This window comes from Bdellovibrio svalbardensis (genome assembly GCF_029531655.1).
GTDB classification, from domain to species: domain Bacteria; phylum Bdellovibrionota; class Bdellovibrionia; order Bdellovibrionales; family Bdellovibrionaceae; genus Bdellovibrio; species Bdellovibrio svalbardensis.
The window spans coordinates 159,910-177,686 of the sequence record NZ_JANRMI010000004.1 but is presented as its reverse complement, the minus strand read 5'-3'; the positions used below and the strand labels follow the sequence as shown (position 1 = coordinate 177,686).

General features: G+C 45.9%; 18 protein-coding genes. 11 read left to right on the top strand and 7 right to left on the bottom strand.

Annotated features, from left to right (window positions below):
* Nucleotides 1–130 precede the first annotated feature (130 nt).
* Genes NWE73_RS13860 through NWE73_RS13850 form a run of 3 tightly spaced genes read right to left on the bottom strand, consistent with a single transcriptional unit; the run spans nt 131 to nt 2,065 of the window.
* Complete coding sequence (locus NWE73_RS13860) at nt 131–697, bottom strand: Yip1 family protein (protein ID WP_277578937.1); 567 nt, start codon at nt 695–697, stop codon at nt 131–133.
* 44 nt (nt 698–741) lie between these two features.
* Nucleotides 742–1,404, bottom strand: coding sequence for a lipase family protein (locus tag NWE73_RS13855; protein ID WP_277578936.1), 663 nt, complete (start codon nt 1,402–1,404; stop codon nt 742–744).
* Nucleotides 1,405–1,411: 7 nt separating this feature from the next.
* On the bottom strand, nt 1,412–2,065 hold the full coding sequence (locus NWE73_RS13850; RefSeq protein WP_277578935.1) for a hypothetical protein: 654 nt from the start codon (nt 2,063–2,065) through the stop codon (nt 1,412–1,414).
* A 59-nt stretch (nt 2,066–2,124) separates the two neighbouring features.
* On the opposite strand from NWE73_RS13850, the gene NWE73_RS13845 reads away from it, so the two are divergent.
* From NWE73_RS13845 to NWE73_RS13795, 11 genes are all read left to right on the top strand, one after another.
* On the top strand, nt 2,125–2,580 hold the full coding sequence (locus NWE73_RS13845; protein WP_277578934.1) for a hypothetical protein: 456 nt from the start codon (nt 2,125–2,127) through the stop codon (nt 2,578–2,580).
* Between the two features lie 97 nt (nt 2,581–2,677).
* Nucleotides 2,678–3,373: a polyprenol monophosphomannose synthase gene (locus tag NWE73_RS13840; RefSeq protein ID WP_277578933.1), complete on the top strand. Its 696-nt coding sequence runs from the start codon at nt 2,678–2,680 to the stop codon at nt 3,371–3,373.
* Nucleotides 3,348–4,208, top strand: coding sequence for an SH3 domain-containing protein (locus NWE73_RS13835; RefSeq protein WP_277578932.1), 861 nt, complete (start codon nt 3,348–3,350; stop codon nt 4,206–4,208). The genes NWE73_RS13840 and NWE73_RS13835 overlap by 26 nt, the downstream gene beginning before the upstream one ends.
* A gap of 93 nt (nt 4,209–4,301) precedes the next feature.
* Complete coding sequence (locus NWE73_RS13830) at nt 4,302–4,883, top strand: hypothetical protein (protein WP_277578931.1); 582 nt, start codon at nt 4,302–4,304, stop codon at nt 4,881–4,883.
* A 104-nt stretch (nt 4,884–4,987) separates the two neighbouring features.
* A complete protein-coding gene (gene mutL, locus NWE73_RS13825; RefSeq protein WP_277578930.1) occupies nt 4,988–6,883 on the top strand; it encodes a DNA mismatch repair endonuclease MutL in 1,896 nt (631 codons plus the stop codon).
* Between the two features lie 2 nt (nt 6,884–6,885).
* Nucleotides 6,886–7,815: a tRNA (adenosine(37)-N6)-dimethylallyltransferase MiaA gene (gene miaA / locus NWE73_RS13820; protein ID WP_277578929.1), complete on the top strand. Its 930-nt coding sequence runs from the start codon at nt 6,886–6,888 to the stop codon at nt 7,813–7,815.
* 33 nt (nt 7,816–7,848) lie between these two features.
* Nucleotides 7,849–8,727, top strand: a complete 879-nt coding sequence (locus tag NWE73_RS13815) for a YicC/YloC family endoribonuclease (protein WP_277578928.1) — start codon at nt 7,849–7,851, stop codon at nt 8,725–8,727.
* A gap of 30 nt (nt 8,728–8,757) precedes the next feature.
* A complete protein-coding gene (gmk, locus tag NWE73_RS13810; RefSeq protein WP_277578927.1) occupies nt 8,758–9,303 on the top strand; it encodes a guanylate kinase in 546 nt (181 codons plus the stop codon).
* A 78-nt stretch (nt 9,304–9,381) separates the two neighbouring features.
* Nucleotides 9,382–9,621, top strand: coding sequence for a DNA-directed RNA polymerase subunit omega (rpoZ, locus tag NWE73_RS13805; RefSeq protein WP_277578926.1), 240 nt, complete (start codon nt 9,382–9,384; stop codon nt 9,619–9,621).
* 272 nt (nt 9,622–9,893) lie between these two features.
* Nucleotides 9,894–12,110, top strand: a complete 2,217-nt coding sequence (locus NWE73_RS13800; RefSeq protein WP_277578925.1) for a RelA/SpoT family protein — start codon at nt 9,894–9,896, stop codon at nt 12,108–12,110.
* Nucleotides 12,097–14,682, top strand: a complete 2,586-nt coding sequence (locus tag NWE73_RS13795) for an ATP-binding protein (RefSeq protein WP_277578924.1) — start codon at nt 12,097–12,099, stop codon at nt 14,680–14,682. Before NWE73_RS13800 ends, NWE73_RS13795 begins: the two co-directional genes overlap by 14 nt.
* Nucleotides 14,683–14,686: 4 nt before the next feature.
* Here the strand turns inward: NWE73_RS13795 and NWE73_RS13790 are convergent, their stop codons facing one another.
* From NWE73_RS13790 to gspN, 4 genes are all read right to left on the bottom strand, one after another.
* Nucleotides 14,687–15,628, bottom strand: a complete 942-nt coding sequence (locus tag NWE73_RS13790; protein WP_277578923.1) for a hypothetical protein — start codon at nt 15,626–15,628, stop codon at nt 14,687–14,689.
* 12 nt (nt 15,629–15,640) lie between these two features.
* Nucleotides 15,641–16,039, bottom strand: coding sequence for a hypothetical protein (locus NWE73_RS13785; RefSeq protein WP_277578922.1), 399 nt, complete (start codon nt 16,037–16,039; stop codon nt 15,641–15,643).
* 145 nt (nt 16,040–16,184) lie between these two features.
* A complete protein-coding gene (locus NWE73_RS13780) occupies nt 16,185–16,622 on the bottom strand; it encodes a single-stranded DNA-binding protein (protein ID WP_277578921.1) in 438 nt (145 codons plus the stop codon).
* A gap of 188 nt (nt 16,623–16,810) precedes the next feature.
* Nucleotides 16,811–17,776: a type II secretion system protein GspN gene (gene gspN, locus NWE73_RS13775; RefSeq protein WP_277578920.1), complete on the bottom strand. Its 966-nt coding sequence runs from the start codon at nt 17,774–17,776 to the stop codon at nt 16,811–16,813.
* Between the last annotated feature and the right edge of the window lies 1 nt (nt 17,777).

Below are 17,777 nucleotides of genomic sequence, written 5' to 3'. Positions count from 1 at the left end.
GGAGTAAAAACATTTAGACCCTCACAAATATTCCGAAGATCTGAAAAGATGGCGTATGTCTACGGATTAAAGGGCGGTGTGGTTTAAGCCGGGCAGGAGGATCCGCTGAAGATTACTTCAGCGGGAATTTTTAAAGGCGAGAAGCGTCGATTCTATTCCACAGCCACAAAACAAAAACGATGGCGAATAGAATTGTTACCAGGCGCAGGGCGCGGCGTTTTTCCATTTGGAAGTTTTCAGTCAAACCAACGGCCATCAGCAAAGATGTGAATGCGAAGCCTACCAAGGTGATAGGTGGGATCAGTTCGCTGCCGGTTTGGAAAATGAAGAACGGAATATCCGCGAATAAGATCAATGTGAAGATCTTGCGAAGCGAACAGGTGCGCTTTTCAAAAACCTGGAAATAATAATACACAAACATTGAACCGATGAAGCCTGTGACGACGGCCACTAATGGCGAGACGATAATGCCACTCATGATGCGGAAAAAATTAGGTGGCACGATGCCAGAGATAACTCCGGAAATCATGGAGACGGCGACCAGAGTAATGATCAACGTTGTCCAGTTCCAGTCAGGGATGACTTTGATTTTGTGAATGGGATGTCGGAGGTAGTCGACGATATATTTGACGACCTCTTTGGCATTTTGAGTGGAATCTTGCTGCTGATTTGGTGTCACATCTCTGTAGTCGCTCATGGAATAATTGCAGCATCATCCCTGGACTCTGGCAAGGCGTATTATTAGTCGCGCAAATCAGTTTCGGCCAAGGTGTTTGCGCGTTCCAAAAGGAGACGACCGTTTAGAAGTGCCGTGTCTTCACAGGCCCCCAGGGTGCTTAATGAAGGAAGTTTGAATCTCGTCAAAGAGGCAACATGAAGTCCATAGGTTAATCTGCTTAGCACGGATGTATGACGAGAAGGGACAGTCTCCACAGTCGCAAATGGAAAAGGCAAAGCTTTCAATGAGTTTGAAAAATGGTCTTCATCGGGAGCAGTGATTTCAGTCAGACTGATAATCGAAGAGAACTTGTGTGTCCGTAAGAGTGTTTCCATTTCTGCATAGGTCGGACTGTCCACAAAAAGATGAAACTTCCGTCCGAGGCTTTCTTGCTGAGTGAGAAACTCCAGAAAACGCTTCTGGCGATATTCGCTCTTGTTCCAGGGTAACTGGAGTTTGAAAACTTCGTAGCCGTGTTCAGCCAGATAAGAGGTATAGCCATTCCAATAGGTGTCGAAGTAAAAGAAGCTGCGGGGGCCGGTTACAAACAGAAGAGGCCAACGAGTTAAAAGACAATTGGGATGAAGTTCGAAGGGGATTTCTTTGCGGGCCCGAGTGCGATTAGAGAAGACAGCTAGGGCCACCGTAAAAACAAATAGAGAAAGAACAATTAAAAGGACATCCACTCACACATTATAGAGATGTGTTGAGGCGAAATGCAAAGTCAAATGAGTTCTGATCTGCAGAACGGTTGACCATGGATGTGCGGCCACTGACCTCGGCGCCAATCGAAAGATTCTTGTGAACTTGCGCCAGGATTCCAGATGAAATAACCAGAGAAGGAGTGGACTCATCAACACTGATGTTACGAGTTGAATCCGAGAACTTCATGAAACGGTTGGAAACGCCGGTGCTGATTGTATAGTGCCAGACATTTTGCAAGAGGTTGGTGTAGCCAATTTTTCCTTCAAGTTCGCGCAAAGAAAAATCCTCAGAACCGTTCGAGTTCGTGCCGTAGTTTCTAAAGATGCCTTCAGCATACCACTCTGGCGAAATCAAATCTGTTCCTGCATTCAGTTGGATGCCTGTGGCATGGCGGCTGAACTTTTCGCCACCTGTTGAGATGTTCGAGAAGGAGTTTGCGTAACCAATGCCCACATGCAGACGGGGATTGTCAGCAGTATTGTTTTCATGTTGAAGCTTTTGTTTTTTAGATGTCAGTTCGTTCAGAAGGTCGTCGTAGCTGACTTCCTCGTAGTCCTTGCCGGCAGCGGCCCAGACCATGGTCGGAGTGATGAGTAGAAAAAGGCTCGCCAACACAACTTTTACTGAGTTTTTGTATGTCATTTCTTGATTCTAGCAAGGCTTTGTCATTTTTCAAAAATTGATCTTTCTTTCTGGACCAGGTGACTGGCAAACTAAAAGAGATGTTATTTAAAGCCAAATCCAATTGCTACTGCGCCTTCTGTAAAAGCCCTCGCCGCATTTATCGCAAGAAAAATATTTCTGTGATGAATATCTTTGCGAGCTTAATGGCTAGCGTTGTTTTGATGTTCGCGATCTGGCAGGAATTCGATCCCCGCGCGATCATCGTTTTCGTTATATGTTTGGCGATTTCAGAAGTGTTCGTGCAGATTCGCTGGAGATTGGCGGTTGTTTGCAGAACCTGCGGTTTCGATCCGATTCTTTATGTTAAGGACCCGGAGGCAGCTTCTGCCAAGGTGAAGCTGCAATTGGATCTGCGCAAGCAAGATCCAAAATATTTATTGGCAAAACCATTAAATTTGCCCGCAATTTCGGCGGAAAAATCAAAAGCCCTGGCTACAAAAGAAAAAGGTCGCCTGGTTTCTCGCTCCATCTAAAATTGGCTTCATTTTAAGCCCTTAAAGTCGTGATTCTGCGGGGTTGGCCCGGCAGCTAGTTATTGCCTTGCTGTGCTGTTTATGACACTTTAGAGCCATGAAAACATTGGTCATTGTTCCTACCTATAATGAGAAAGAAAATGTGCAAACAATTGTGCCGGCTATTTTGGCGCAAAACCTGGGAGTTGAAATCCTGGTTGTGGATGACAATTCTCCGGATGGCACGGGTGCAATCGTTCGAGAGATGCAAAAATCCCTTCCGCAGTTACATCTTCTCTCTCGCCCTGGAAAACAGGGGTTGGGAAAAGCTTATATCGCCGGATTTCGCTGGGGTATGGATCATGGTTTTGACGCCTTGGTTGAAATGGATGCGGATTTTTCTCACCGCCCGGAAGATCTCGGACCTTTGATTAAGACTATGCAGGCCAATGATTTTGCGGTGGGTTCTCGTTATGTCGAAGGTGGCAGAACCGTGAACTGGGGTCTTATGCGTAAGATTATTTCTCGTGGTGGCGGGATTTATTCTCGTTTGATTTTAGGTTTTCCGTTGAACGACTGGACAGGCGGCTTCAATGCGTGGAAGAAGGAAGTTCTTCATGGCATCGATCTTTCGACAGTGGAGTCCAATGGCTACAGCTTTCAAATTGAACTTAAATACAAGGCTTTGAAAAAAGGTTTCAAAGGAGCAGAGTCTCCGATCGTGTTTGAAGATCGTCGCGTTGGTCAAAGTAAAATGTCCATGAAAATTGTGATCGAGGCGTTCTATCGTGTTTGGCTCATGCGTTTTAAATAGAGGAGTCTCACTCCTCTTCGTTACGCTCTTATTTCCGGTCTTTGTCTGGGCACAAGCTCAGCAGGGAACCGTCGTTGGCGATGAAGCTCAAGTTTATCAGGATCCTGATTTTGATTCTCCGATTATAACCGTAGTCCCGATGGGATCCGTCTACAGCATTTCCAAAGCCAAAAAAGGCCCTTTCTATAAGATTCGTGTCAAACCGGGGACTGTGGGGTGGATCGTTGATTCTGATATTCATCCAGGAGTCTTTAAGGTAACTCCGGAAACCCAGGCCGAAGTTGAAAAGCTGAAAGAGCAGCAAGCGTTAGAGAGTAAAAAGCGTCCGTTTTTTGCGACTCGCTATTGGGGGCCGGTGGCCGAGTATTTGAATTATACAGAAGACACCATGGGCGACGAGCGCTCCGCTGGGACTCTTTTCTATGGTCTGAAGTGGAACGGCTACAATACAATTTTTAGCGGTGAAATTTACACCGATGCAGAGATTTTATTTCATAGCGGCGCTCCCAGTTACTATCAAGACCTCACGGGGCAAAGTGCTGGCGGCTTTATCGTTAATGCGAATTTTCTTTTACAAACAGTCAGTTCTGTCAGCAAGTCGATGTTGTTTTACTATGGCTTCGGTCCGACCTGGCGCTATTCGCATTTTGACCTTCATCTGACAAATGGTTCGACGGTGAGTGAGTACTCCGCTGACGATATGGCGCTGGGTATTCTCTTTGATGTCGGTGTCGGCTATCGCATTGGCAGAGTTTCAGTGCGCACAGACGCCCGCTACTATTGGGAAAAAAATAAATACTATGGCCTGGGCGTGAATCTCGGCTGGGAGTTTTAATTCAACGCGGCGAGTGAAGCAAAAGGTGCCAGGCACCTTTTATCCCCCTTTTTTTTGGTCGACAAGATCTGACGACTCGGGCACAAGTTTTCCATGATTTTACGTTTTACACTTATTCTTAGTTTAGTTTTTGTTTCTGCGTCTTCATTTGCAGGCGATTTGCAGGCGGCCTTTGCTGCACTTCAAAATTCCAAAGTCAATTATGAGCCCGATGGGGCTGTCTGTGAACAGCTGGCAATCCTCAAAGCGCGAGTGACCTATCCGGAGTCAGCTTATGATATTACCGGTGGCATCGAGTATGATATCGGTGGTGAAACCCTGGGTGAGTTGGATCTTGTGATCCTGGAAAAGCAAACTCGCAAAGTCGTTCTTGTTGAAGAAGTGAAGTGTTGGAAGAACTATGGCAGCGGCTTGGATAAAGCCAAAGTTCAAAGAGATCGCTTCATGTGGAATCTGACCAAGTTCACCTCGAAAATCAGATTCACCTCTTACACTGACGAACAATTCACGGCAGAAAATTTCCAAAATGCATTTCCGTTTATTTTTGTTTCCCATGCTGGTGGCGTAAAGCACGGATTTGACCAAGAGTTGGATTTCAATATGAGTGAAGTCAGAGAGTTGCGTACACAGCTTCTCAAGTGCCAGGCATTTGGCCCCTGCCCAAAACCAGAATAGTCCATAACGCGGCGAGTGAAGCAAAAGGTGCCTGGCACCTTTTGCGGGCTCTGTTTGCAGCACCTTTTGACAGAGCAGAGTGGCTGATGCAGAGTCGCTGAATTATGTCTGATATCCACGTTTTATCTCCAGAAGTTGTCGACCAAATCGCTGCCGGCGAGGTGGTTGAGCGGCCAGCCCATTTGGTTAAAGAACTTGTTGAAAACAGCATCGATGCGAAAGCAACGCGAGTGCATGTGGAGTTCTTTGATGGCGGACGCATTGTTAAAGTCATCGACAATGGCAAGGGGATGTCTCCGGAAGACTTGCCTAAATCTTTAGAGCGATTTGCAACCAGCAAAATTTCAAAAACAGATGATCTTTGGAAGTTAAAAACTTTTGGATTCCGTGGCGAAGCCTTGGCCAGTATTGCGTCAGTCAGCAAAATCACGCTGACATCACGCCGTGAAGGTGACGAGCAGGCTCATCAGTTGGTCAGTGAGTATGGTAAGAAAAGTGAGATCGACAAGGTTGGTGGTTCCCAAGGGACAACAATCTTGATGGAGAATCTTTTTGAAAACACTCCGGCGCGCTTGAAGTTTTTGAAATCTGATGCGGCTGAAAATACAGCCATCAAAACCACTTTGAAAGCGATGGCCTTATCGCATTTTGATGTCGAATTCCGCATTCAGGAAAATGGCAAGTTGGTGAACTTCTGGCCCGCTTGTAAATCACGCAAAGATCGTGTTGAACAAATTCTTGAGATTAAGCCCATGTATGAGGGCGAAGCTGTGAGGGAAAATGTGAAGGCCTACGCGGTTTTTGCGGATCCCCATAACGTCGCCAAAACAGCTCGTAATATTTGGATGTTTGCGCAGAATCGTTGGATTCAGGATCGCAGTTTGCAAGCGGCCGTGAATGAAGCTTATCGCAGTCTTCTTATGCACGGCGAGTATCCGATTGCTGCTGTTTGGGTTGAAGTCGATCCCGACTGCGTTGACGTGAATATTCATCCGACAAAATCACAAGTGAAATTTCAAAACCCTTCTTTGGCATTTAGAGCGGTGGCGGGTGCTTTGCGTTCAACGTTAGAGCAAGCTCCGTGGATCCCAAAAACGGCGGGGGCTGCAGCGAATAGCGGTGTGAACTCCCATCTGTCAGCAGAATTTCAGGCCAATGATTTTAATTCGAACTTTAAGTCGACAGAAGGTCTTCCGAATTTTGCGAAGCAAATGCCGGCGATGCCCAAAGAGAATCTTTCTTTTGAAGACGCAAGTTTGAGTGTGACCCAATTCCAGAAAAAAGATTTTTCATTCCCAACGACTGTGAATCAGCCCAAAATTGACTATCAAACTTTGGCGCAAGCGGCGGAATCCCGTCAGGATTTTGCAGGCCCTCAGACTTCAAATTCTTCTGAAGTTCCCGAAGCACGGGGGTATTGGTCTTCCCTGGAAGTTTTGGGGCAGGCGAATTTAACTTATATCGTGACCCAGAATCGCGAGAAGATCGTTTTCGTTGATCAGCACGCCGCCCACGAGCGCGTCGCATTTGAAAGACTGATGAGTGCCTGGAAGGGTGGAAAAATTGATATTCAAGATTTCCTGTTCCCGCTGGCAATTGATATGTCTCCGGAAAAAGTCGAAGCGATTTTGACCCTGTCTAAAGAGATCGAGCGTCTCGGTGTCTTTATCGAAGCGTTGGGGCCAGGCACTGTGGGTGTGAAATCAGCCCCTTTATTTATTAAAGACACTATTCTGGGAAATGTCCTGGACCGCATGGCTGGCGAAGTTGTTGAGCAGGGTGGAAGTTATTCTTTGGAACGAGCCGTGGGCGATATTTGCGCCACCATGGCCTGCCACTCAGTGGTCCGTGCGGGGCAAGCTTTGAGTGTGGATCAGATGAAGAATCTTCTTCGTGAAATGGATCAGTTCCCACTTTCAAGTTTCTGCCCTCATGGGCGTCCGGTGAGTGTCGAGTATCCGTTCTATAAATTGGAAAAAGATTTTGGTCGAATTGTTTGATGATGAAAAAGAATAAGCCTGTGATCTTTGTCGTTGGAGCAACGGCCACTGGGAAATCCGAGTGGGCGTTGAAGCTTGCGCAAGAGTTCAAAGGCGTCATCATTAACTGCGACTCTGTTCAGCTCTATAAAAAGTTGGATATTGGTTCGGCCAAGCCTTCGAAAGAAGAGCAAGCCCTGGTGCCGCATTATCTGTTGGACTATATCTCTCCTCCAGAGGAAATGACGGCGGGAAACTACGCACGTGATTTCTTTGCATGCATGGAGCGGATCCCCGAAGGCACGCCGGTGTTTGTCGTGGGTGGTACAGGTTTCTATTTTATGGCCATTGAAAAGGGCATGTATCCTGTCACCAAAGTTTCCCCCGAGTTGAAAGAACAGGTGGAAAAGGAAATTGCTGAACAAGGTGGGGCTGAAAAGCTTCATCGCGAGTTGACTCAGGCCGATCCAGAATATGCGGCAAAGATTCATCTGTCCGATCACTATCGCATTGGTCGGGCGATTGAGATGATTCGCAGTCAGGGTAAAAGTGTTACGCAAATTCAAAAAGAGTTTGAAGATCAGCGAGTTGAATTTCCCTACCCACTTTTAAAGTTGGGGCCGACTTGGGATCGGGAAGTTCTAAGGGCGCGCATTCGGCAGCGCTGTCAAATTATGCTGGATCGAGGTTTGATCGCAGAGGTGCGCCAACTCCTCGACGAAGGTTTGGAATCTTGGGCCCCGATGAGCAGTGTTGGCTATAAAGAAGCCATTCAGTTCCTACATGGTGAATTGACGGAAACTGAGTTACTTGAGGAGCTTTCGATTAATACTGCTCAATTGGCTAAAAGACAAAGAACATGGTTTCAAAGAGATAAAGAGATTCATTGGTTTGACGGGAGTTCGGGTTATACAGAGGCGCGATCTCTGGTCGAGAAATTTCTCAAAACTTGACCCTCATTGAACGCACACGGAGAATGTAAAAATATGAAAAGCATGACAGGTTACGGCAACGCAAGAGCTCAATCAAAAGACGTCACGGTCGAAGTTAGTATTCGTTCGGTGAATGGCCGTTTTCTCGAAACTCGCTTTCATCTTCCGCGTGAGTTTGTTGCTTTCGAATCAGATCTTAAAAAAATACTCGGTGCCTCTTTGTTGCGTGGAACGGTTGATGTCTTTGTTTCTCGTCGTGTGAAGAACGCGGGCGGGAAGTCTAAAATGACGGTGAACGATGCTCTCGCAAAAAAATACCTGGCGGCTTATAAGCATTTGTCTAAAGAATTGGGTGTCCCGTTTAATGTGCATCTTGAAGCGATGGCTCGTCTTCCAGAGATTATTAAAATTGAAGACAGTTATGAGTTGTTTGCAGGCGAAGAGAAAATCTTGAAGAAGGCTTTCGCGGAAGCCTGCAAGAACTGCGATAAAGAGCGCATTCGCGAAGGCAAAGCTTTGCGTAAAGATCTTGAGGGCTTGTTGATTTCTTTAGAGAAACAAGTCAAAGCCATCACAAGCTTACGTGAAGAAGCTAATGCACAACTTCAAGATAAGTTTGAACAAAAAATCCGTGCTCGTCTTAAGGGCAATGAGATAGATCCAACACGCTTGTCTCAAGAAATCGTGATTCAGTTGGAAAAAGCGGATATCAACGAAGAACTTTCTCGTTTGAGTGAGCATATTAAAAACTACCGTCAGCTTGTTTCTTCCCAGTCAGCGGAAGGAAAAAAGTTGGATTTTTACACCCAAGAGCTGCTCCGCGAAGTGAATACTATTGGGTCAAAGTCTCAAGTAGCCAAGATCACTCAAGCCGTGGTAGAAGCTAAAACCCTTATTGAGAGACTTAGAGAACAGGTTCAAAACGTGCAATAATGATGAGAATGCAATAACGTGAAAACGCGTATGATTATCGTCGCAGCCCCAAGCGGTGCGGGAAAAAGTAGTTTTGTCGAAAGAATCACCAGGGATAATGATCGCTTGGTGGACATCGTTACTTTTACGACACGTTCCATCCGCAAGGGTGAAAGCAACGGTCTTCAGTATAACTTCATTAACCACGAAGACTTCCAAAAGAAGATCTCTGAAAACTTCTTTGTAGAGTGGGCTAAGGTTCACACTAACTTTTACGGGACTTCCTATGAATCCTTGGAAAACGCCTGGAAAGTAGGGAAATGCGCCATTATGGATATCGACATCCAGGGCGTTCAGACCTTCAAATCGAAATATCCCGATGCTAAGACCATTTTTATCCTGCCGCCGTCAATTGACGAGTTGCGCCGTCGCATTGAGAAGCGTGACGGGGTGATGCCTGCTGATATTGAAGTTCGTATGGCAAATGCGGAAAAGGAGCTGCGAGAGGCTTCTAAATTCGATTACCAGATCGTGAACGATAACTTCGAGCATTCCTATGCCGAATTTAAAAAAATCATTGAAAAATTGCTAGGTTAAGAGTACTTTAACCCCCTGGACACTCCGGCGGAGCCGGAGTGCAAAGTGTTCTAATTGTATCTATTCTAGGAGACAAGAATGGCTCGTGTAACCGTTGAAGATTGCTTGGAAAAAGTTCCTAACAGATTTGCTCTTGTTTTGATGGTCGCTAAAAGAGCGAAGCAACTTCTTAAAGGTGCTGAAGCTACTGTTTCAACTAGAAGCAACAAATACATCGTTAGCGCACTTCGTGAAGTTGCTATCGGTAACGTTGGTTATGCTGAACATCTTGATAACCAAGAAGCTCTAAAACAAATCGAAAAAGACCTGAACAAATAGTCTTTTTGACTCGGGCAGGGGACGTAACTCCCCAGCTACCTAGGAGTTCTGAGAGTACTCTCTCAGAACTGCCGTTGGAGCCAGCCGCTCCATAGAAAAACAAAGTTATTCGACAACGGAGTAGATCCCACCACTTCTGGATCCTCCCAAATACTCCCCAAATCCCGTCTCTTCATAAACACCATGACTAAGGTCTAAAGCCTTAAAAATACTAAGAAATTTCAAGTCTTTCTGTTGGAGCTGTCCTCTCTCCTCAGGTATGCTTATGAGATATGGTAGAATTTCTGAAAGAGGACGGAGCAAACACCAAGCCCGTCAAAACAGTCGACGACCTTCTTAATCGCATTCGTAGCTTTTGGCCGAACGCGGATCTCAAAGTTATTGAAAAAGCCTATTACTTCTCAGAGAAGGCGCACGAAGGGCAAATTCGTCGAAGTGGTGAGCCTTATATTTCTCATCCTCTTTCAGTCGCTGCCATTCTTGCTGATCTCCGTTTGGACTTAGACACGATAGCAACCGGTCTTTTACATGACACGGTTGAAGACACTCATGCAACACTTGAAGATATTCGAAATGAATTCGGTGATGTGATCGCTCACTTGGTTGATGGTGTTACCAAGATCGGTCAAATGAAATTCAAAAACAGTCACGAAAAGCAGGGCGAGAACATTCGCAAGATGATCGTGGCCATGGGAAAAGACGTTCGTGTCGTTCTGGTGAAGTTGGCAGATCGTCTGCACAATATGCGCACCATGAACTTTATGCCGTTCGATAAACAAGAGCGCATCGCACTTGAAACGCTCGAGATTTATTGTCCGCTTGCAGGTCGTATGGGTATCAGCTCTTGGAAGATTGAATTGGAAGACCTGTGCTTCCGTTACTATCGCCCCGAGATGTATTACTCGCTAGTTCAACATGTTAAAAAGACCGAAGCCGAACAAAGTCGCTACATCGACGATGTAAAATCAAAAATTTCCAAAGAGCTCAATAAGGCCGGATTCAAATCAGAAGTTTTCGGTCGATCGAAGCATTTATGGTCAATCTACCGAAAGATGCAGTCGCGTAACATTGATTACGATCAGGTTTACGACGTTCTGGCTTTCCGTGTCTTGGTAGACACCTTGGCTGAGTGTTATGCCGCTTTGGGGTTGGTGCATTCACTCTGGAAACCAATTCCTGGAAGATTTAAAGATTTCATCGCCATGCCGAAAGCCAATAACTATCAATCACTTCATACGACGGTGATTGGGCCTGGCGGGGAGCGCATCGAAATCCAGATTCGTACTCAAGAGATGAACTTGGTTGCCGAGCGCGGGATCGCGGCTCACTGGAAGTACAAAGAGCGCGGCAAGATGGAGGACACTTCAGATCTGCAGCAGGCCAACTGGCTTCGCGATTTGGTAAACCTGCATCAGCAAACGCGCAACTCCGACGAGTTTTTAGACACCGTTAAAACGGACTTGTTTGAATCTGAAATTTACGTCTTCACTCCGAATGGAGATGTGCGTGAATTCCCAGAGGGCGCAACACCTGTCGACTTTGCTTACGCAGTTCATACGGATTTAGGAAATAAATGCGTTGGAGCTCGTGTTAACGGCAAGATGGTTCCACTGAAACATCAGCTGCAAAACGGCGATACCGTGGAAATTGTAAGTTCAAAAACCCAACAGCCATCGAAAGATTGGCTGAAGTTTGTCGTTACCAATAAAGCAAAAGCGAAGATTCGCGCCTTCGTCAAAGAAGAACAACGTCGCAGAGCGGTCTTGCTTGGTAAAGAGCTGGTTGAAAAAGAGTTCCGTAAATTTGGTATGGCTGCCGTCAAGCATCTTAAAGGGGCTCACTATGAGCAGTACCTCAAGGATCACGGAATCAAAGACACTGAAGAACTTTATGTGACTGTTGGTTATGGCAAGCTTGAGACCAGAGTGCTGGTTGAAAGAGTGTCGCCTGAGGCTATCGCGAAAGAATCGGCAAAAACCGAAGATTCCACCTTCATGGAAAAGGTCTTTAAGGCGGCGACGCAAAAGACCAAAAAAAGCAATTCACTTATCAGTGTTGATGGAATGGACGACGTTCTTGTGCATTATGCAAAGTGCTGTCATCCAATTCCTGGGGACTCGATCGTGGGCTTTATCAGCCGTGGTCGTGGCATTACCATTCATCGCAGTGACTGCCGCAAAGCTTTCGAATTCGATCAACTACGCAAAGTAGATGTGAATTGGAATGTGAAGCAGGCAAGTGAAGGCCAGGAACGCATCGTTCGTTTGAAAATCATTTCCCAGGACGTGCCGGGTCTTTTGAAGTTGATGTCAGAGGCCTTTGCGCAGCAAGGTATCAATATCCAGTCGGCCCAAATTCGCACAACCAAAGATAAAAAAGCAGTTTGTAATTTCGAGGTGAGCGTACGAGATGCTGGCCAACTGAATCAGGCGATTTACGAGATTCAGAAGATCAAAGGCATTATCGGTGTATCACGTGTCATTCACTAAAATTTCATCTCGTTTTCACTCTCTCCTGGCACTGCTGGTGTTGATCGTCGCGGCGTCAGTGGTGGTGGGATGGATTCTTCAGGATCCATTTTTGGTTCAGATTCATCCCAGCTTTGCACCAATGGTCATTAATACCGCCATCTCTTTTCTATTCATCGCAATAGGTTTGTTTCTGTCTGATTATGGATATATTAAGACGGGCCGAGTGCTGGCGATTTCAGTTTTTGTTTTCGCATTTTTGGTTTTCATTCAATACCCGCTGGGGATAGATCTGGGAATTGACACTCTTTTTTTGAAACCTTTTGAAGGTTCTGGAGTGGTCGTCGGGGGGCGTATGTCAGCCAGCACCGCGATTAGCATGATGGTGATTGCGGTGGGTTTGTTTTTCAATAAGCAAACCTCTGTCTGTCAGTATGTTCGTGCGACCTGCGCCAGTCTTGCCTTTGGGTTGGGTCTCATCGGTTTTTGTGGATACTTCCTGCGCTTCAGCTCTGAATATGGCTGGGGTAATTTTTCTCGAATGGCCATTCATACGGCGATTTGCTTCATTTTTTTATCGCTGTCATTGCTGTTAAAAGTGCGTGCGAAAATTCGCCAAGACAATCCTCCCATTGGATATTTCGTTCCTTTCTACATGCTCTTCGTGGGGATTTTAACTTCTTTGCTGATTTGGCAGCTGCTGGTGGTTAAAGATTTTGACAGAAATCGTCGGATCACTTCAATTCGCGCCGATGCTCTAAAAACAAATATTGATAATTCTTTTTATCCTCTGGTGACTTCTTTGGAAAATATGGCGCATCGATTCGCCCTCAAGAGATACAAAAATCTTGAAATGTGGGAATTGGATGCTGAAAGTTTTGTTCAAGATTTTAATGGACTGAGACGGATAACTTGGGTCGATGCTGATTTTGTCACACGCTGGGTTTTTCCTAAGAATAATCACGGCCAGCTTGTTTTGAATTTAAATATTTTGCTTGAACCAAGTGTAAGACAAACTGTTGAAACCGTGATGCGGAGTCGGACTTCTGCGGTTTCCCCCAGTGTTGAGCTGAAGTCAGGTGGGCGGGGAATTATTTTATTTTCTCCGATCTATCGCGACGATGTATTTTTCGGGATGGTCTCGGTGGCACTGGCTGGGAAGCCGTTCTTTGAACGTATTGCGAATATTCCGGGCTATGATTTGACGATTTTGGAAGATGGATCGGAGCTGATCTCAACTGGCAAGCCAGACAGTGTCTACAGTCGGGATTGGACTTATCACACTCGCTATCAAAATTTAAAAGTTGATTGGGAACTTGTTTTGACTCCGAAGTTGGAGTTGATCCGCGCAAATGCTTCCGTGGTGCCAGCCTTTGTTTTGCTGTTTGGTGTGACGATTTCGATTTTGCTTTCGATCGCGGTTCGCTTCTATCAAAGAAGTAAAGAGGCGGAGCGCAAAGTTCGAGAGACTTTGGAATGGCAAAATGCAGGTCGCAATAGCATCTCGCTATTGGTGATATCGACAGATTCGGATTTAAGGATTCGTGACGTGAACGCTTCAGCCCTGAAGGTTTTGGGTTACTCTGCTGAAGAATTGGTTGGACGTGAAACACATTTCTTTGTGGATCGCGAGGAAGTGCTCGCGGTGCGTGGTAAGTTGGAAGAAAGACTGGCTCGGCGGTTGGAAACTCCGCGGGCATTTGCCGAGGCGCATTTTGAGCTGGGGTACCACGATGCTCAGGAAAGAACTTTGATCACTAAAAGTGGGAAAAGAATTGCGACTGTAGCTTCATTCAGTCAGGTTAAAGATGATCAAGGCCGGATTGCGGGTTACATGGCGATCTTTGAGGATGTCACTCAAAAGAAGCAACGCGAGAAACTTTTGCAGGAGCAAGAGAAAATGATCAAAACGTCTTCGCGCCTGGCTTCACTAGGTGAGATGGCGGCAGGCGTTGCCCATGAGATTAATAATCCGTTAACGATTATTTCCGGTTATGTCAGTGTGCTGAGAAAAAATTTGGCGCAAAAAGGTTTGGGCGGAGATGTCGAGTTGAATCGCAGAATGGATTCTATCGAAGCCACTGTTCAGCGTATTGCAAAAATCATCCGGGGCCTGCGAACATATGCAAGAGAGTCTCATGGCGGGGATGATGAGGTTGTGAATATTGATTTGATCATTGATGATACACTCGCGATTTGCCAAGAGAAGTTTAAGAACAACGAAATCTCTTTGCTTGCGAATATTGAGCCGAATCTGCAGATCAAATGCCGCCCTTATCAGATTTCGCAGGTTATTCTAAATCTATTGAACAATGCCTATGATGCAGTTTCTGGGGAAGCTACGCGCATTGTGGCCGTCGAAGCCAAGCGAGTGAGCGATGGCGTTGAGGTCAGTGTGACAGATTCTGGATCGGGCGTGTCCCCGGAGCTGCGTGAAAAGATCATGCAGCCATTCTTTACCACGAAAGAAGTCGGTAAGGGGATGGGCTTGGGGTTAAGTATTTCGACGGGAATTATCCACGGGCATGGCGGAAAATTCTACTTGGATAGTAATCATGCCAAGACACGTTTTGTGATTTGGCTTCCGGCCTAATTGCTTATTTCTGATTCCACGCCCAGCCCGCTTTGATCACGATGGAGCTGGCTTTCACGGTGTCAGATGGCGGGAAGTAGTTGTATTGCAAACTTACTGGAATATAGTTCTTGCGACCCATTTGAATATCGGTGCCCACCGAGAACGTGACGATTTGATTTGTCGCAATTTGTGATTCATTCAAAGCTGTCGCTGATTTTGAAAGAGCCAACAAGAAGCCCCCTCCAACGCCAGCCCAGATGCGATAGCGGTTTTGGGTGAGATAGTATTTCCCCATGCCATAAAGACTGCCGTAAGTGATATTGACGTTACAATCAGTGCTTGTACCACCAGAACAGCCGGGAATGGTGGCTGTGCCTGAAGCTTGGATTTGTTCAAGGAAGGCGGCCACTTGTATGGCGATATCTGGCGTTGCGATGTAATCATAAAAGCCGCCAACTCCAAAGCTGGTGCCTTTGAGTACAGGGGTATCCGTCAAGGCGGGAGTTGTGGCCGTGTTCTTTACATTCACATTCATGGTATTCATGATGTATTCACCAAGAAGACCATAAGAGTCTTTTAAATTGCGAAGGTATCCGGTATCGCGATTGGCTTTGCTTGGTGCTTCTTCTTTTATTGCCGGCTCCGAGGTGGCTTCTGCTTCTGCGGATCGGGCCACGGCCGCAGCACCAGCCGCCGAAGAGGCTTTTGCCTGGAGTGTGAAACCCACATCGGCTTTTCCCTTTAAGATATCCGCAAGAGCTTTTCCATTCTTAACTTGCTTTACACGAATGATGGCGGTTTTTTTGCCGGCAGGGTTGAGTAGGAAAAATTCATCTCCCTCAAGGACGTCATCGCCCTCAAGATTGATCAGAACTTTTTGATTTTTAACTTGAGTCACAGAAGCTGCGAAGCTCGTACCGTGGATAAAAAGAATAAGACTGATAGCGAAGATGATGCTTTTCAAATGCGTCGATCCCTAATCTTGTGTCATCAGGTTGTTTTCTAGTTCGCGAATAAATTGCTCTTTGTATCCGTCCCATACGGCCTTCGTAGAAAATTCATAAAGGCAGGACTGAGTTGATGTTTCAGTTTTTTGAATGGCTTTGACTTCGACGGTCCCAGGATGAGTGGTGCGCCAAACTTCCAGATCATTTTCAGCGACAACAAGTTCGTAAGAAGCAGCCGGGAACTCTGCATTGAACCAAGATTCTAAAGAGCTTTCTTTTTTGCAGCCTTTGAGTTGAAAAATCTCTGTGGACGAGGTTTTGACTTTGCCAGGGGCATTGGATTCGAACTCTTTACGTCCTTCAGACTTGTAGAGTGAACAACCGCTTAAGAAGATAATAGTAAGAGATAAAACAAAGATGCTCTTCATAACCCTTTTATTATAGGGGGTTAGAGGCAAAAATGAAAAGGCCCCGAAAACTTCAGGGCCCTAGTCTGGCTTTGCCAGACTACTGTCTGCACTCCGGCTCCGCCGGAGTAGACAAGTCTATTTCCCGATTTTACGGGAGAATTAGTTAGAACGGAATTTCGTCGTTCGAGTTGAAGCTAGGTTCAGGTCCGAAATCGTTGAAATTGAAATCATCGCCACCACCAGAAGATTGGCTGTTCGATGTAGATCTTTCGCCGTTTGCAGCGCCCAAGAACTGAACAGTGCTTGCTACGATTTCAGTAGAATAGCGTTTAGCGCCTTGTTGGTCTTCCCACTGGCGAGTTTGCAATTTGCCTTCAACATAAACTTGGCGACCTTTTGCAAGGTGCTTACCGCAGATTTCTGCAAGTTTGCCCCAAACAGTTACACGGTGCCATTCTGTCTTTTCTTGTCTTTGGCCATCTTTAACCCAAGACTCAGAAGTGGCGATATTCAAGCGAGCTACAGTGCTTCCGCTGCCGATAGCTTTAACTTCAGGATCAGCACCCAAACGACCTACGATAATCACTTTATTAACAGACATTTTCCCTCCGGATTTGACCACTTGGTTTTTGGTCAGTTTAAGAGTGAAGTCAATAAAGACTTCGGACTCTAATTTAATTGAGGAAAAGGTGAGCAATAATTAAGCACACCCCTTGTTCTAATCAACTCACAAGGGGTCTGAAGGATGGCTAATTTTCGGATACTGATGCGAAGTGTTAGGGGCGGGAATTAACGGGCAGCGCCAATACTTGGTGGCATCATCGGATTGGTCGCTGAAACCTTGAATTTGTACTGGGAACCCTCAGTGGTAGGGCTTTTGAAGCCATCAATAAAGCTCAGGAATAAAGCGGCCCGATCTTGAAAACTCTTCTTAGCTTTTAGATCGATATCAAATGTGTAAGCGCCGATTTGGTGAGTAAAGCCACCACCGCGATTGATGATATTGATGCCGATATTACCTTTAATAGTTCCTTGAAGTTCGTCGCCCGGCTTACCAATCGTGCCCGTTTCAATGATGAAGCGACCTGCTGCCAAGCGACCTTTAAGTTCCACTGTCGTGAGTTTCAAATCAGGAAGAGTCAATGGGCCCATTGGAGTGTTGACGTTTGAAGGCGGAAGCTCGAACTGATTAATCGTCAGATCGACATCCACGTCCGGTTGTTCTTGGAAAGTGAGGTCAGCCAAGGCCGTTGTTTGCAAATTCAACTGACCCTTCAGAAGAACCGGCAAATTTGCCAGTTCACGCAAATCATGCAAAGAGATCTTTTTTGCGCTGACTTCAATGCGCTGTCTTTCGACGCCATTGTCGCTGCGAGTGCCTTTGCCGACATTTAAATCCACATCACCTTTGAGTAAACCTTTAGCTGCAACATGGCCGTAAGGCTTTTGCTGAATCAAGCCACTGACAGAAGGTGTGATCGTCAGTTCAGAGGCGGAAAGAGCCGGTGTGCGGATAGATTCAATATAAACTTGATCCATCTTCACGCCTGGAGTGGGGAAGAGGCTCATTTTCAAACGGTCAAATGTCACATAGACCGAATTGTTTGAAAGTTTGGAAACCTGCGAGGAAATCAAATCACTCAAGTCATCAAAAGGAAAAAGAATGAAAAGGAAAACAATCGCTGAAAAGAAAGCGACAAAGAGTTTCCCTTTGTTTTCTTTTAGGAGCTTAAAAAACTGAGTGATGTTCTCCATG